The sequence below is a fragment of the Streptomyces sp. B93 genome (assembly GCF_018070565.1).
In the GTDB taxonomy this organism is placed as follows: domain Bacteria; phylum Actinomycetota; class Actinomycetes; order Streptomycetales; family Streptomycetaceae; genus Streptomyces.
Map to the genome: position 1 here is coordinate 1 of NZ_JAGPXL010000047.1, position 15,615 is coordinate 15,615.

14 protein-coding genes are annotated in these 15,615 nt (G+C 71.9%); 6 read left to right on the forward strand and 8 right to left on the reverse strand.

Features of this window, described 5'->3' with window-relative positions:
• From KBY47_RS30240 to sigJ, 5 genes are all read left to right on the forward strand, one after another.
• A partial coding sequence (locus tag KBY47_RS30240) for a carboxyl transferase domain-containing protein (RefSeq protein WP_282108445.1) occupies positions 1–272 on the forward strand: 272 nt, incomplete at its 5' end.
• A 122-nt stretch (positions 273–394) separates the two neighbouring features.
• Positions 395–1,900, forward strand: coding sequence for an MFS transporter (locus KBY47_RS30245; protein WP_210926722.1), 1,506 nt, complete (start codon positions 395–397; stop codon positions 1,898–1,900).
• 33 nt (positions 1,901–1,933) lie between these two features.
• Entirely contained in the window at positions 1,934–2,434 is a 501-nt protein-coding gene (locus KBY47_RS30250) for an ester cyclase (protein WP_210926725.1), read from the forward strand.
• A complete protein-coding gene (locus tag KBY47_RS30255) occupies positions 2,431–4,134 on the forward strand; it encodes an AMP-binding protein (protein WP_210926727.1) in 1,704 nt (567 codons plus the stop codon). The genes KBY47_RS30250 and KBY47_RS30255 overlap by 4 nt, the downstream gene beginning before the upstream one ends.
• Before the next feature lie 20 nt (positions 4,135–4,154).
• Complete coding sequence (gene sigJ, locus KBY47_RS30260) at positions 4,155–5,066, forward strand: RNA polymerase sigma factor SigJ (RefSeq protein ID WP_210926730.1); 912 nt, start codon at positions 4,155–4,157, stop codon at positions 5,064–5,066.
• Positions 5,067–5,087: 21 nt separating this feature from the next.
• On the opposite strand, the gene KBY47_RS36795 is transcribed toward sigJ, so the two are convergent.
• The 8 genes from KBY47_RS36795 to KBY47_RS30300 all read right to left on the reverse strand — a co-directional run bounded on the left by KBY47_RS36795 (position 5,088) and on the right by KBY47_RS30300 (position 13,961).
• Positions 5,088–5,387 (reverse strand): LuxR C-terminal-related transcriptional regulator, encoded by a 300-nt coding sequence (locus KBY47_RS36795; protein ID WP_308405346.1) that lies wholly within the window; start codon positions 5,385–5,387, stop codon positions 5,088–5,090.
• Entirely contained in the window at positions 5,294–7,147 is a 1,854-nt protein-coding gene (locus KBY47_RS30270) for a hypothetical protein (protein ID WP_210926732.1), read from the reverse strand. Before KBY47_RS30270 ends, KBY47_RS36795 begins: the two co-directional genes overlap by 94 nt.
• Positions 7,148–7,291: 144 nt before the next feature.
• Positions 7,292–8,518, reverse strand: coding sequence for a benzoate/H(+) symporter BenE family transporter (locus KBY47_RS30275; RefSeq protein ID WP_210926734.1), 1,227 nt, complete (start codon positions 8,516–8,518; stop codon positions 7,292–7,294).
• A complete protein-coding gene (locus tag KBY47_RS30280) occupies positions 8,518–9,819 on the reverse strand; it encodes a nucleotide sugar dehydrogenase (protein ID WP_210926736.1) in 1,302 nt (433 codons plus the stop codon). Before KBY47_RS30280 ends, KBY47_RS30275 begins: the two co-directional genes overlap by 1 nt.
• Positions 9,820–9,833: 14 nt before the next feature.
• Positions 9,834–10,787, reverse strand: a complete 954-nt coding sequence (locus KBY47_RS30285; RefSeq protein ID WP_210926739.1) for a UbiA family prenyltransferase — start codon at positions 10,785–10,787, stop codon at positions 9,834–9,836.
• The gene (locus tag KBY47_RS30290; RefSeq protein WP_210926741.1) at positions 10,784–11,641 is read right to left on the reverse strand and encodes a class I SAM-dependent methyltransferase; all 858 of its coding nucleotides are present in this window, start codon (positions 11,639–11,641) and stop codon (positions 10,784–10,786) included. Before KBY47_RS30290 ends, KBY47_RS30285 begins: the two co-directional genes overlap by 4 nt.
• On the reverse strand, positions 11,638–12,756 hold the full coding sequence (locus KBY47_RS30295) for a DegT/DnrJ/EryC1/StrS aminotransferase family protein (RefSeq protein ID WP_210926743.1): 1,119 nt from the start codon (positions 12,754–12,756) through the stop codon (positions 11,638–11,640). The genes KBY47_RS30290 and KBY47_RS30295 overlap by 4 nt, the downstream gene beginning before the upstream one ends.
• Complete coding sequence (locus KBY47_RS30300; protein ID WP_308405347.1) at positions 12,753–13,961, reverse strand: DegT/DnrJ/EryC1/StrS family aminotransferase; 1,209 nt, start codon at positions 13,959–13,961, stop codon at positions 12,753–12,755. Before KBY47_RS30300 ends, KBY47_RS30295 begins: the two co-directional genes overlap by 4 nt.
• A gap of 619 nt (positions 13,962–14,580) precedes the next feature.
• Here KBY47_RS30300 and KBY47_RS30305 point away from each other — a divergent pair.
• Complete coding sequence (locus tag KBY47_RS30305; RefSeq protein WP_210926746.1) at positions 14,581–15,615, forward strand: polyprenyl synthetase family protein; 1,035 nt, start codon at positions 14,581–14,583, stop codon at positions 15,613–15,615.

The following is a 15,615-nucleotide window of genomic DNA, read 5'->3' on the forward strand; positions in this document are numbered from 1 at the left end:
ACGAGATCGCCGTGATGGGCGCCGAGGGTGCCGCGGGTGTCATCTTCCGCCGTCAGATCGCCGAGGCCGAGGACCCGGAGGCGATGCGCGACAAGATGGTCAAGGAGTACAAGTCCGAGCTGATGCATCCCTACTACGCGGCGGAGCGCGGTCTGGTCGACGACGTCATCGACCCCGCCGAGACCCGCGAGGTACTCATCAGGTCGCTCGCGATGCTCCACACCAAGCACGCCGACCTGCCCTCCCGCAAGCACGGCAACCCCCCGCAGTAACCGGCGTCCCGCGCCATGTCACAGTTCCTCGCCCGCGTGCGTCGGTCCTGTCAGGAGAGCACCTGACGGACGGCGGACAAGGGGGCCACGGGATGGGCACAGACGTACGAGAAGCAAGGCAGGTGAACCCCTGGCTGGTGCTGGGGGTGCTCTGCGCCAGCTTCTTCATGACCCTGCTGGACACGACCATCGTCACGGTCGCCATTCCGGAGATGGCCGCGGGACTCGACGCCTCGCTCGACGACATCCTGTGGTTCGCCAACGCCTACATGCTGGTCTTCGCGACGCTGCTGCTGCTGTCCGGGCGCCTCGGGGACCGGTACGGCGCCCAGCGGACCTTCGTCGCGGGGCTGGCGCTGTTCACGCTGGCCTCCGCGGTGTGCGGCATGGTCGACACGCCGGAGCAGATGATCGCGGCCCGCGCCGTCCAAGGGCTCGGCGCCGCGGTGATGATGCCGCAGACGCTGGCGCTCATCAGCGCCGTCTTCCCCGCGGAGCGCCGTGGGGCGGCGTTCGGCGTGTGGTCCGCCGTCGCGGGTCTGGCGACCGTCGCCGGTCCCACCGTCGGCGGTGCGCTGGTCTCCGGTCTGGACTGGCGCTGGATCTTCTTCATCAACGTACCGATCGGGGTCGTGGCCCTGGTGGGTGCCGTCCTCGTGGTGCCGGACGTCCGCTCGCCGCAGCGGTCCTCGCTCGATCTGCCGGGTGCCGTGCTGTCCACGGCGGGACTGACGCTCATCGTGTACGCCCTCATCGAGGGTGAGCGCTACGACTGGGGCACCATCGAGTCGTTCCTCAGCATTCCGCTGGTGCTGGCCGCGGGCGTGGTGCTGCTCGGGCTGTTCGCGTTCCAGCAGCGCACCCGGCAGGCGAGCCGTCCGCTGGTTCCCTTCGAGCTGTTCCGGGACCGCCAGTTCACCGTCTCGGCGACGCTGGGCGCGCTGCTGCTGTTCGGGTCCATCGGCGTACTGCTGCCGCTCACCCTCTACCTCCAGTCGGCGCTGGGACTGTCGGCGGGGGAGGCGGGACTGGCGCTCGTACCGGGTCCGCTGGTGTCCCTCTTCGTGGCGCCCGTGGCGGGGAACGCGGTCGAGCGACTGGGTGGCCGCAAGCTCCTCGTGCCCGGACTGCTGATCTTCGGCTCCGGTATCGCGCTCACCGCGCTGATGGCTCAGGCGGACTCCAGTGTGTGGGCCATCGTCCCCGGCCAGATCGTCTTCGGTATCGGCATGGGCCTGGTCTTCGCGCCGACCAGCACGCTCGCGATGCGGAACATCCCGCCGCGGCTGACGGGTGTCGCCTCCGGCATGTTCACCACGTTCCGTCAGATCGGTGCCGTGGTGGGCGCAGCGGCGGTCGGAGCGCTGCTCCAGAACCGGCTCGCCGCCGAGGGCGTACCCGAGGAGGTGCGCCAGCAGGCCGGACGCCTCGCGGACGCGGTGTACGCCGAGGGCCTCACCGACGCCGTGCGCCACGGGCTCTTCCTGACGGTGGCGGTCGCCGTCGTCGCCGCGGGCCTCGCGCTGCTGCTGCCGACGCACCAGCGGCCGAACGCTGTGGAGGCGGACGGGGAGCCGCAGGGCGGCGCGGCCGGGGCCGGGGCGGGCCTCACCCGCGCGGCGGACTAGTCGAAATGCCGGTATTCCAAGGAGGAGTCACCCATGGCTGAGAACACCGAGAACACCGAGAACACGGTCATCCAGCGGTACGTCACGGCGCTCGGCGATCAGGACTGGCCGGTCCTCAAGGACCTCTACGCTCCGGACGTCGTCCTGTACACCCCCTTCGCCTGGGGGGTGAAGGGCGTGGAGTTCCTGCTGAAGTTCTGCGAGGAGGTCCACCGCGCCCACCCCGGTGTCCGGGCCGTCCTGCACGACGAGTTCTACAGCGCCGACGGCACCCGGGCGGCCTTCCGGTTCGCGCTGCACTGGCACAACACCGGACCCTACTTCGGCCACGAACCCACCGGTGAGCGGGGGACGAGCATCGAGCAGCACACCGTACGGCTGGAGAACGGGAAGATCGTCGAACAGGTGGTCGGGGTCAGCGCCCTGCAACTGCACCTGTTGCAGAAGGAGGCCTGGGGGATGGAGCCCGTCCGGGACGTCGTCGATCCGGGACTGGAGATCGTGTCCGCCCCCGCGGCGGGCGGCGCTTCATGACGGAGCCCTTCACCGGGCTGGACGTCGCCGGGCTCCGCGTGCCCGGCGACGTCGCCCGGCGGTTCCGTGAGCGCGGCTGGTGGCGGGACACCTCCGTCCTGCACGATCTGCTGCGGGTGGCGGCGGAACGCCCGGACCATCCGGCGATCGTCGGGTACCGGGCGCAGGAGGGCCGCACGACGACCGTGCGCTACGCCGAACTCGCCGCCCACGTACGGCGGTTCAGTGCCGCGCTGACCTCCCTTGGGGTGCGCCGCGGTGACCGGGTCGCCTTCCAGATGCCCAACCGGTGGGAGGCGGCGGCGCTGCTGCTGGCCTGCCGGTGGACGGGCGCGATCGCCGTACCCCTGGTGCCCACCCTGCGCGCGCTGGAGCTGGAACGCATGCTGGCGGCCGCACGCGCCCAGGTGTGCGTCGTCCTGGACACCTGGGACGGCTACGACTGTGTGGCGGCGCTCGAGGAGATCGCGCCCCGGCTGCCCTGGCTGCGGCACAGCGTGGTCCTGGGGGACCGGGTGCCGCCGTGGGCCGTCGACTTCGGCGCGTACTTCGTGCGCACCCCGCACGAGCAGCGGGTTGCGCCGCCCCGCCTGCCGCGCGGGGAAGCCCTCGACCAGGTCTGCATGATGCTGTTCACCTCCGGCACGACCGGTCGGCGCAAGGCCGTCCTGCACACGGAGAACACCCTGTACGCGGGCACCGGCGCGGGCGGCAGCCCCCTGGAGCGGGGCTGGGCCGAGCGGGAGGTGTTCAGCACCCCGCACCCGATCACGGGCCCCGCCGGGACGCTGTACTGCGTGCTGGGGCCGATCCTGGCCGGGGGCACCGGCGTCTACCAGGACGTGTGGATACCGGAGCGGTATCTCGAACTGCTGTCGGAGGCCTCGGTGACGCAGACCTTCGTGGCCCCGGCCTTCGCCCAGCAACTGGTCGCAGAACAGGCGCGGCGGCCCCGTTCCCTGCCGTCGCTCCGGTTCGTCATGTCCGGTGCCGCTCCCGTGCGGGCCGAACTGGTCCGGGCCCTCTACGACGGACTCGGCGTCCCGGTGCGCTCCTGCTGGGGGATGACCGAGGCGGGCATGGGGTTCAGGACGCGCGAGGACGACCCCTGCGACTGGGCGGCCAAGAGCGACGGCTCGCCGCTGCCCGGCCTGGAGGCGGACCTGCGACCGGTGCCCGGCGACGACGTGTTCCGGCTGTGGGTGCGGGGCGCCTCGGTCGCCGTCGGGTTCTGGCAGCCGGGATCCGACGAGCCGTTCCGCGAGACCTGGCGGCACGACGACGGATGGCTCGACACCGGAGACCTCGTCCGCGCCGACGGCCGGGGCGGCATCCGGTTCTCGGGACGGGTCAGCCGACGGGTCGGCAGCACCCTGATGGTCCCCGTCGCGGAGGTGGAACAGGAGATCCTGCGCCATCCCGGCGTGCGGGAGGCGGTGCTGGTCGGTTACGAGGACGAGGACGGCAACGAGCGCCAGTGCGTGGTCGTGGTGGGCGACGGTGACCGCTGCCCCACGCTGGCGGAGCTGGTCGGCATCCTCGTCGAACGCGGCATGACGCAGTGGTACCTGCCCAGCAGACTGCTGGAGATCGAGAAGGAACTGCCGCGCAACGAGAACGGCAAGATTCGGTACGAGCGGTTGAAAGCCATGATTGTAGACTCGCAGGAACCGTCGGCGGCCGATCGGGAAGGGCGCTGATCCCGATGAGATGGGGAGGCATGGCCGAGGCCGCAGCCGTCTCCGGTGCGTCCGGGGTCTCCGATCCGTTCGAGCGGCACCGTCAGCTGATGTTCGCCATCTCCTACCGGATGCTCGGCAGTGTGGTCGACGCCGAGGACGTGGTCCAGGAGACCTGGCTGCGCTGGCGACGTGTCGACCGGGACCAGGTGGCTGACCCACGGGGGTACCTGGTCCGCGCCGTCACCCGCACCGCCATCGACCAGATGCGCCGCAGCCAGGCCCGCCGCGAGGAGTACGTGGGCCCCTGGCTGCCCGAGCCGCTGCTGGTCTCCTCCGACGTGGCGGTGGAGAAGTCGCTGCTCGGCGAGTCGCTGAGCCTGGCGGTCCTGGTGATGATGGAGACACTGTCGCCGCTGGAACGCGCGGTGTTCGTGCTGCACGAGGTGTTCGGCTTCAGCTTCTCCGAGGTGGCCCGGGCGGTCGACCGCTCCGAGGCGGCCGTGCGGCAGCTCGGCAGCCGCGCCCGGCGCCATGTGAAGGGGCGCAACCGGCGCTTCCGGCCCGATCGCAGGCAGGCCCGGGTGGTCACCGAACGCTTCGTCGCCGCCTGTCTCGACGGGGACGTGGAGTCGCTCATGGAGGTGCTGGCCCCCGACGTCACCCTGTGGGCGGACGGCAACGGGCACGCGGAGACCCCGCGCGTGCCGCTGCACGGGGCGGCCACCCTCGCCGAGTACTTCGCCTCCACCGCGGGCCGCTACCCGGCCGGGCTTGTGGTCCGCATGAGCGAGCAGTACGGCGACGTGCCCGCTGCCGTACTGGCGACCCCCGAGCAGGTGTTCGCCGTCGTCACCGTCGAGCTGGAACTCGTCGACGGACGGCCGGTGATCACCGCGGTGGGCGCGGTACGCAACCCGGAGAAGCTGGGCCGGGTCCCGGTCACCCGCTGAACGGCGCGACCGGGACCCGGGTCACTCGGCTCCGTTCCCCGAGCCGTTGCGGCGCTGCCGGTGCAGCACCCACTGCGCCACATGGATGCGCGAGGGCGCGTCCAGCCGGCGCATGACCTGCCGCACGTGATTGACCACCGTCCACTCCGACAGCCGTAACTGCTGGGATATCTGACGGTTGGTCAGGCCCTGGCTGACCAGCATCGCCACCTCGTACTGGCGGGCGGTCAGCTGCACCGGACGGGACAGCGCCGACGCGGGCTCGTACGAGGGCGGGTTGACGGCGAGCGCCTCGCTCGCGGCCGCGTCGGCGGACAGCACCCGGCCCTCCCGCCGTCCGGCCTCGTACTCGGGCCCGGCCAGCAGCGTGCGGCCAGCTTGCCGCGCATGGCCTGCACCAGCGCCTCGCCGCGCACGTCCCGGGCCCGCATGAACCGCGCGTTGGCCGCGTCCAGCAGATCGGCGGCGAGCTTGACGTCCAGGAGCCGACAGGCCATCGCCAGCTCCAGGGTGGCGCTCGCCAACTGGCCGTCCGCCCCGTCGTCGGCGGTCGCCCGCAGCAGCTGCCGCGCCGCCTTGGTGACCGGCGCCGGACGCGGAAAGTGCTGGGCCACGGCGAGCCGGGCCAGCACGGCCCGCTCCTGGACGTGCTCGCCCTGCTCCTGGAAGGCCGTGGCCGCGTGCCGGAAACAGTCCGCCGCCAGCCGGGTGTCGCCACGCAGCATGGCCAGTTCACCCCGGGCGGCCTCGGCACGCGGGGCGAGGTGCCGGTGGCGCGGGTCGGCGAGGAACGCCGTCGGCGCCCTGGCCAGCCACTGCTCACCCACGCCGAGATGGCCGCGCACCAGCCAGAAGCGGTGCAGGGCGAGCGAGGCCCGGGCGGCGTCGCCGTGGCGGCCACTGGTCTCCAGGTGCGTCAACGCGGCCAGCAGGTCCTCGTGGAGCAGCGCGAGCCGCTGGAGCCACTGCGGCTGCTGCGGCCCCGTCAGATGCGGCTCCGCCTGGAGAGCCAGCGACAGCAGGTGCTCGGCGTGCCGCTGCCGGGCGTCCTGGAGTCCGTCCGTCGACTCCAGCCGCTCCAGGCAGAACTCGCGGACGGTGTTGTACATCGTGAACCGAGGCTCGCCGTCGCCCGGGCTGACCCGCAGCAGGTGGAGGCCGACCAGGGTCTCGACGACCTGCTCGGCGCGATGGGCGGGCAGCCCCAGCACCTCCTGGGCCATGGCCAGGTTCATACAGCCGGTGAAGACGGACAGCCGGGTCAGCAGCGAGCGCTGCTCCTCGTCGAGCAGCCGGAAGCTGCGCTCGGTGATGGTGCCGATGGAACGGTGCAGCGGCGAGCGGGCGACGTGCTCGCCGCCCAGCACCGGCCTGCCCTCGCGCAGCCGCGTCAGCAGGCTGTCCACCCGGAACAGCCGCAGCCGCTCGGTGACGAGTTCGATCGCCAGCGGCAGACCGTCCATCCGCTGACAGATCTCCGCCACCGCCTGCGCGTTGTCCGTCGTCAGCGCGAAGGCCGGATCGATCGCCCGCGCCCGGTCGACGAACAGCTCCACGGCGGCGTAGTCCTGGAGTTCCAGGACGTCCTGCCGGTACGGCGGTGGCGGCGTCGGCAGCGGGAGCACCGGGAACAGCCGCTCGCCGTACACCCGCAGCGGACGCCGTCCGGTCGCCAGGACGCTCAGCCGCGGGAAGCGGTCGAGCAGGGCCTCGACCGCGGCGACGGCGTCGTCGGTCAGCTGGTCGCAGCCGTCGAGGAACAGCAGGGCCGGTTCCTGCGGCGGCCGGACGCCGAGGATCTCGCCGAGTGCCTCCTCGTCGGTGGTGCCGTGCAGGTCGAGACGGGTGCCCCGGGCTCTCTGGAGGTCGGCCACGGCCGCGCCGGCCAGTCTGCTCTTGCCCACGCCCCCCGGACCGGTGAGGGTGACCAACCGGTATGCCGCTTGCCGCAGTTGGGCGGAGAGGGTGAGGATCTCGACGTCCCGGCCCACCAGCGAGGTGGGATGGCCGGGTTCCTGGAACGCGGTGCCGGAGTTCAGCTCCCGGCGCAGCCTGCCGGGGCCGATCGCTTCGGACCTCACGATAATTGTCGGGTTGTGGCCCATTCGCTTTGAGGTACGCGAAGTTCATGTTCCAGCATGAGAATCCCCCTACCTTGCCCGCGGAAATGGCTCAGCAAGTATAGTGTCAACAATGTTGAGAAGTCTTCTGGATATTTAATTGGATCATTTGCGCTCCACCCGTTCTCCAGCGGTTCTCCGGTCCTGATCCGGCCGCCTCAGCACCGCCCGGCAGACGACCCCGAACACCAGGCCCCAGAAGGCCGCGCCCAGGCCGAGCAGCGTGAGACCACTGGCCGTGGCGAGAAAGGCGACAAGCGCCGCGGTACGGTCCTCGGCCTCGGTGAACGCCCCGGAGAAACTGCCGCCGAGGGCGCCGAGGAGGGCGATTCCGGCCGTGGCGGCGATCAACGCGGGCGGCAGTGCCGCGAACAGTCCGGCGACCGTCGTACCGAACAGACCGACGGCGACGAAGAGAATTCCGCAACTGAGTCCGGCCACATAGCGGCGGTCGCGGTCCTCGTGGGCATCGGGGCCCGTGCAGATCGCCGCGGTGATGGCGCCCAGGTTGAGGGCGTGCGCGCCGAAGGGTGCGAAGACGACCCCGGCCACGCCGGTGCCGCGGATGAGGGAGCCCGTGGGCACCGGGTACCCGGCGTCCCGCAGGGCCGCCACGCCCGGGGCGTTCTGTGCGGACATGGTGACGAGGAACAGCGGCAGCGCCAGGCTCACCAGCGCCTCGGCGGGCCACGCGGGCACCGTGAACACCGGTGTCGCCAGGGAGAGCCGGGTGCCGGACGGGGACAGCGAGCCGGTGACGGCTGCCACGGCGACGCCCGCGGCCAGCGGCAGCGCGATGGCGTACCGGGGCGCGGCCCGCTGGCACAGGACGTATCCGGCCAGTACCGCCGCGGCCAGGGCGGGGCTGTCCTCGAGCGCCCGGAACGCGTCGAGGCCGAAGCGCACCAGCACCCCGGCGAGCACCGCGGAGACGACCGCGGGCGGAATCCGCCGCATCAGGGCGTCGAACAGACCCGTCACCCCCACCAGGACGGTCAGCGCGGCGGCGGCCAGATACGCCCCGATCGCCGCCTCGTAGCCGATCTCGTCCAGCTGCCCGACGAGCAGTGCGGCGCCCGGCGTCGACCAGGCCGCCACCACGGGCGCGCGGTGGCGCAGGCTGAGGGCGAGTCCGGTCAGCCCGCTGCCCAGGGAGATCGCCCAGATCCACGAGGACAGCTGGGCCTCGGTGAGGTGCCCGGCGTGCGCGGCCCGCACCACGATCGTCAGCGGTCCGGCGAAGGAGACCATGACCGCGACGGCTCCGGCGGTGACCGCCGACAGGGAGGCGTCCCGCAGGATGCGTCGGGCACCGCCGGAGACGTCCGGCATCACAGAACCTCGACGTTGGCGGCCGGGGGCAGACGTCGCCGGCAGTCCAGGACGTGCCGGGCCTGCCGCTGCACCAGGCCGTAGTCGAAGTCGTCGTGGTCGGTGAGCAGCACCACGGCGTCGGCGGCGGCCACCTCCCTCTCGGTCAGCTCCACGCGCCGCACCCCCGACACCAGCGGCGGGGCCTCCCGTACATGGGGGTCCACCGCCCGCACCTGCGCCCCGGTGCGCACCAGCAGCTCCGCGACCCGCAGCGCCGGTGACTCACGGGCGTCGCCGCTGTTGCGCTTGTACGCCAGCCCGAGCAGCAGGATCCGGGAGCCGTTGGCGGACCGGTGGAGCCGGTTGAGCGCCCGCACGAGACGCTCCACCACGTAGTGCGGCATATGGGCGTTGACGTCGTTGGCGAGGTCCACGAAGCGGAACCGGCGGCCGAGTTCGCGTTCGACCCGCCAGGACAGGTACCGCGGGTCGACCGGCAGACAGTGCCCGCCCACCCCCGGCCCCGGGGTGAACGGCATGAAGCCGAACGGCTTGGAGGAGGCGGCGTCGATCGCCTCCCACACGTCGATGCCCAGCTCGCGCGCGATCACGGCCATCTCGTTGACCAGCGCGATGTTGACGTGCCGGTAGGTGTTCTCCAGCAGCTTGGTCAGCTCGGCCGTCTTCGGGTCCCGCACCGGGACGGTCCGCTCCACGATGGTGCCGTAGAACGCCGTGGCCCGCCGCAGTGACTCCGCGTCCACCCCGGAGACGACCTTGGGGGTGCTCTCCAGCGTCCAGCGCCCGTTGCCGGGGTCGATGCGCTCGGGACTGTAGCCGAGGTGGAAGTCGGTGCCGGGAACCAGACCGCTCTCCTTGTGGAGCAGCGCCCCGAACACGTCCTCGGTGGTGCCGGGATAGGTGGTGGACTCCAGCACGACCAGGGCGCCCGGCCGCAGGTGCCCGGCGAGCGTCAGGGCCGCGTCCTCCACGGCGGTCAGATCGGGTACGTCGTCCAGCAGCGGCGTGGGCACGGTGACCACGGCCACGTCGAAGTCCGCGAGCGAGGCGGCGTCGGTCGTCGGGAGGTAGGCCCCCGACTCCAGGGCCTTGACCAGGCGGGCCTGGTCCACGTCCTCCACGAAGGACTCACCCGCCCGCAGCCGGGCGATCCGGGCGCTGTCCACGTCGTAGCCCACGACCGTGTAGCCCGCCTCAACGGCCCGTACGGCCAGCGGGAGGCCCACATACCCTTGGCCGACCACGGCCACCTTGCGGCCCTCACGCCGCGGGGAGCCCTTGCTCGTCGATGGGGACATCAGGGGTTGCCCTTTCAGCCGTAGTGCACGAGGAGCAGATTGGCGACGATCAGCAGGGCGACACCCCAGCGGTGAATGGTGACGCCCTGCTTGCGGGCCGACAGCACCTGGCCCGCGACCAGCCCGGCCCGCATCTGCCGGGCGCGCAGCACCAGCACCGGGACCAGGAACGCGCAGAACCACAGCGGTACGGCGCCGACCGCCAGCGCGAGCACGATCGCGCCGGTCTCGGCGAGGGAGAGCGCGGCGACGAATCCCCGGTAGGCGCGAGCCGAGACGCTCGTGGCCAGGTTGCGGCGGCCCGCCTCGCGGTCGCCCTCCACGTCGTTGATGTTGGAGTACACCGAGACCAGCAGGCTCCACAGCCCGAACAGGAAGCACTCCAGCCAGGCGGCCCCGGTCATCCCGCCGTTCAGCAGCGCGAACGGCACCAGCACGCTGATGGCCGTGCTGAGCAGGATGACGGCCTCCTGGCCGCCCCGGTAGCTGAGCTTGAGACCGTAGGAGTACTGCACGCTGATGACGGCGGAGAACGCCGCCGCGGCCGGGGCCCACCACGGGTGGTGCGGTGCGACCACCGCGGCCAGACCCCACAGCAGCGCGCCCGCGCCCGCGCACAGCCAGCCGAAGCGCAGGGCCTGCCGGAGTGTGAGCCGTCCGTCGAGCAGCGGCTTGCGGTCGCGGGCCCGCAGGGACTCCCGGGGGTCGTAGTTGCGGGCGTCGCTGCCGTCCCGCACACCGGTGACGTCGTCCAGTGAGACGGTGGCGGCGACGATCCCCACCCAGCCCAGGTCGAACAGGACGAGCACCCACCAGGTCCGGGGCTCGTCCCAGGCCGCCGTGGGCAGCAGCGCGAGCACGACCAGGACGCACAGGTAGTAGTCGTAGAAGGAGAGCTTGGCCAGCTTGGCGTAGGCGCCGGCCCGCTCCCGGACCCCGGCGCCCGGCAAGGCCGATGTCGCCGTCATCGCCGCGTCTCCCCCCGGCCGTCCGCGCCGCCCGGCCTGCGGCCGACCGTGCTGATCAGCACCTGGCTCAGCCAGTGGTGCGCCGGGTCGGCCATCTCCGCCAGGGCCTGGTCGATGCGGGCGTCGTCCAGGAGGCCCGCGTCGACGATGCGCCGTCGCATGAACTCCAGCCACAGCATGTAGTGCCGGGCCTGCTCGGAGCCGCCGCGCACCATCACCGCCCGGCCCTCGGCCGTCGCGTCCAGACCGGCGGCCAGGACCAGCCGCAGGTCGACGTGGCCGCCGCGCGGGTCGTGGCCCGAGTCGCGCATCAGCCCGTACCCGGCGGCCCGCACGTCCTGGAGGAAGTCCTCCGACAGGAAGGAGCGGAAGAGGGTGGAGGAGTCGGTGTCCTCCAGGAAGAGGATCCCGCCGGGACGCAGGGCGCGGACCATGCGGTCCACGGCGGCGGCGCGGTCGGGCAGGTGCTGGAGCACCATGCGGGAGTGGACGAGGTCGAAGGCGGCTTCGGGCAGGTCCTCCTGCCGCAGGTCATGCCGTACGACGCTGACCTGGTCGATCTCCTCGAGTGCCGCCAGCCGTTCGGTCTGGAGGTCGGTGGCGACCACCTGGCCCGAGGGGCCCACCCGGTCGGCCAGCCAGCGGGCGACGGAACCGGAACCCGCCCCGATCTCCAGGCAGTTCCAGCCCTCCGCGACGCCCAGCCGGTCCAGGCGTTCCAGGGTGCCGGGGTCCCAGATCGCCTCGTTGGTGCGCAGACGTTCGGTCTCCTTCTCCCACGCGGGGTCGAAGACGTACTCCTGCGGGGCGAGCGAGCGGGTCATGAGGGTCTCCACGGTGTCTCGGGCGCTCATGCGAAGAACTCGCAGACGCTGTCGGCGATGAACTCGACCTCCGCGTCGGTCAGATGGGGCCAGATCGGGATGGCCAGGTTGCGTGCGGAGACCCGTTCGGCGTTCGGCCAGCTGCCGTCCGCGGGGGCCCACGGCGCGAACGCGGGCTGGCGGGGGAGGGGCACGGGGTAGTAGATGTGCGTGCCGATCTGGCGTTCCGTCAGGTAGGCGCGCAGGTCCTCCCGGCGCTCCACGAGGAGGGAGTAGACGTAGTAGCAGCGGCCGTTGCGGCCCGCGGGCGGAGCGATCACACCGCGCTCGCGCAGTGGCTCGAAGCGCTCGGTGTAGTAGTCGGCGATCCGCGCCCGGCGCTCCAGGCGCGCCGGGAAGCCCGGCAGCCGGTGCAGCTGGAAGGCCGCGATCACCTCGTCGAACCGGCTGTTCTGGCCGATCCGGTGGTGGAGGAAGCGGTGCACGCCGTCCTGACCGTGGTTGCGCACCATCCGGCAGGCCCGGGCCAGTTCGTCGTCGTCGGTGAGGACGCCCCCGCCCTCGCCCGCCGTACCGAACGACTTGACCTGGAAGAAGGAGAAGACCCCGAGGTCGCCCCACCGCCCGGCGGGACGGCCGTCGAGCACGGCGCCCTGGGCGACCGCGGCGTCCTCGATCAGGGCGATCCCGTGCTCGCGGGCCAGCTCCCCCAGCCGTTCCATGTCGGCCATGATCGAGAAGACGTGCGCGGGCATCACCGCCTTGGTGCGCTCAGTGATCAGCGACTTGGTGGCGTCCGGGTCCAGGACCATCGTCCAGGGGTCGACGTCGGCGAAGACGGGCGTGGCGCCCACGTTGGCCACGGAACTGGCCACCGGCTGACAGCAGAAGGCCGGGACGATCACCTCGTCGCCCGGCCCGATGCCCAGGGCGCGCACGGACAGCTCCAGGGCCCCGGTGCCGCTGCCGCAGGCGATGACGTGGCCCGCGCCGGTCGCCTCGCGCAGCGCCTCCTCCAGCTGGGCGGTGCGCTCGCCCAGGATGAAGCGCTGACCGGGGCCCGTACCCAGCTCGAAGACGGTCGACAGCAGGGCCTCGCGGTCCTCCTCGAAGAGGTCGGGAGGGAAGAAGGGCAGAGTCCTCATGCGGCGGCCCCCGTGTAGAAGCGGCGGACGGTGTCGCACACCCGCTCCACCTCGGTGAGCGCGAGGTCGGGGTGGAAGGGGAGGGCGACGGTGCGTTCGCAGGCGGCTTCGGCGTGCGGGAAGTCGCCGCGCCGGTGGCCGAGTCCGGCGAAGCAGGGCTGGAGGTGCAGCGGGGTCGGGTAGTAGACCTCGGTGCCGACGCCCGCGCGGGTCAGGTGGTCCACGAGTTGGTCGCGCCGCTCGACCTCGATGACGTACACGTAGAAGACCGGCTCGGTCCCGGGTCCGCGCCGGGCGACCGTGGGCAGCCGCAGCACACCGGGTACGTCCCGCAGCCGCTCGGTGTACGCCGCCGCCAGCTCCGCGCGGCACGCGATCGCCGCGTCCAGCCGGGGCAGCTTGCCGAGCAGCACGGACGCCTGGATGTCGTCCATCTTGCTGTTGGTGCCCGAGGCCCCGGAGAGGTTGGAGATGCCCGCGATGTGGTCGACGGTGCGGCCCATCCGGCCGTGGTGGCGCAGGATCGCCACGCGTTCGGCGATCTCCGGGTCGTCGGTCAGCACGGCCCCCGCGTCACCGAGCGCGCCCAGCGTCTTGGTGGGGAAGAAGGACAGCACGCCGCCGTGGCCGAGCCGTCCGGCGTGCACGCCGTTCCAGCGCATCCCGATCGCCTCGGCGCTGTCCTCCACGACCTTCAGACCGTGCCGCCCTGCCAGGGCGCCGAGCGCGTCCATGTCCGCCAGCTGCCAGAACAGGTGCACCGGCATGATCGCCCTGGTGCGCGGGGTGACCGCGGCCTCGGCGGATGCGGGGTCGAGGGCGTAGGTCTCCGGGTCGATGTCGGCGAAGACCGGCTTGCCGCGGGCGAGCGCCACCGAGGACGCCGAGGCGACGAAGCTGAAGGCCGGTACGACGACTTCGTCACCGGGCTCGATCCCGCAGGCGCGCAGCAGCAGGACCAGCGCGTCGGTGCCGCTGTTCACCGCGACCACGTGCCGTGCTCCGGTGTATTCCGCCAACGCCTTTTCCAACAGGGCGACCTGTTTTCCGTGGGAGAATTTCCCCCGGTCGAAGAGGCCATTGAGGTGGCGACTGATATCCGGCCAGCACTCCGTGAAGGTGCCCGCCTGAGTAAAAAAGGGAACCGGCGGTTCAGTTTCCGATTCCTCGGTGCTGCGTTCGGTGCTCCGGGTTGGTGAGATCACGCGGTGGTCCTCCGTGTGCCGAGACGGAGATATGGATGGCCGCAGCTAAGCCCGGTCCGCATTGCAGCGGCAATAGCAAACCCTTGCCAGGGCAGGCGGTGGGGACCAGGCAAACATCTGTCATGTATCAACCAGACAGGCCGGAGAACCCCAGGTCAGGGCCAGGGGGCGGGGGAGCGTCCGGTGAGCTGCCCCAAGGGAGGGCGCTTGACACGGCGAGCGACCTGCCCGCAGGTTTGCTCTGGGCCGCCGCCCCGCCGTATTTCGTCCGGCACCGGGAAGCCGGCCTTCCGAGCCGGCCGCCACGCCGTATCCCGCCGTATTCGTCCGCCGGACGCGGGGGGTCCCAGAAAACCTCGACCAGGCCCATGTGTGTCTGCTGAGCGGATGACGGAGGATGTGCTGTCTTGAAGACGTTGGGTAATGCGGGCGCTCCGACCGAAACGGCCGAGGACCGCGGAAACGAAACGGCCGAGGACCTTGGAAACGAAACGGCCGAAGACTACCGAAACACCGGAATCCGCACCGCACCGCGCCGCCCCCACCGAGGCGCGCGACCGGCCACCGCGTTCACCGGCGGGCGGACACCGGCCGGAACGCTCCAGAAGCGCGGCCCGGCATGAGCGACACCCCGGACCTCCTGTCCCGGTCGCTGGACGCCGTACAGCGCCGCATCGACGCCGTCCTGAGCGCGGAGAACGCGCGCTGGACCGCCGTCGACCCGCGCTGCACCCCGTTCGTCGACACCGTCACCGCGATCACCACCGCCAAGGGCAAGCTCCTGCGCCCGCGCTTCTGCCTCCTCGGCCACCTCGCCGCCGGCGGCGACGCAGCGGACCCCCGTGTCCTCGACGCGGCCGCCGCCCTCGAACTCCTGCACAGCTTCGCCCTGTTGCGCGACGACGTCCTGGACGACTCCCCCCTGCGGCGGGGCGCCCTCACCGCCCACCAGCGGCACGCGCGCGACCACCGCACCCGCGGTATGCGCGGCGAGGCACGCCGCTACGGCGAAGGCGTCGCCAACCTTGCCGCCGACCTCGCCCACGTCTACGCCGACCGGCTCACCCGCGAACTGCCCGCACCGGCCCGCGCGGTCTGGGACGAGACACGGATCGAGGTCACCGTCGGCCAGTACCTGGACATCGCCGTCGCCGCCGAAGGCGTGGCCGACCCCGAGCTGTCCCGGTGGATCGCGGTCTGCAAGTCCGGCCGCTACACCATCGAACGCCCCCTCCAACTCGGCGCCGCCATCGCGGGGCGCCCCGACCTCACCGAGGCCTTCGAGGCGTACGGGCTGCCGCTGGGAGAGGCCTTCCAGCTCCGGGACGACCTCATCGACACCTTCGGCGACTCCGAGGACACCGGAAAGCCCACCGGACTGGACGTCGCCCAGTTCAAGATGAGTTACCTGCTGAGCCTCGCCGTACGGCGCGACGAACGCGTCAGGGCCCTCGCCGCCGCACCGGCCGGGCCCCGGGGAGCGGCCACGATGCGCGACCTGCTCGTCGACAGCGGCGTGGTCGCCGACGTCGAACAGCGCATCACCCACCTCGTCGACCGGGCACGGCACGCCCTGGCCGAGGCACCGCTGGTCCCCCGCTGGCGCACCGAATTACTGGATCTGACCACAAGCGTGGCCTACCGGGATCGCTGA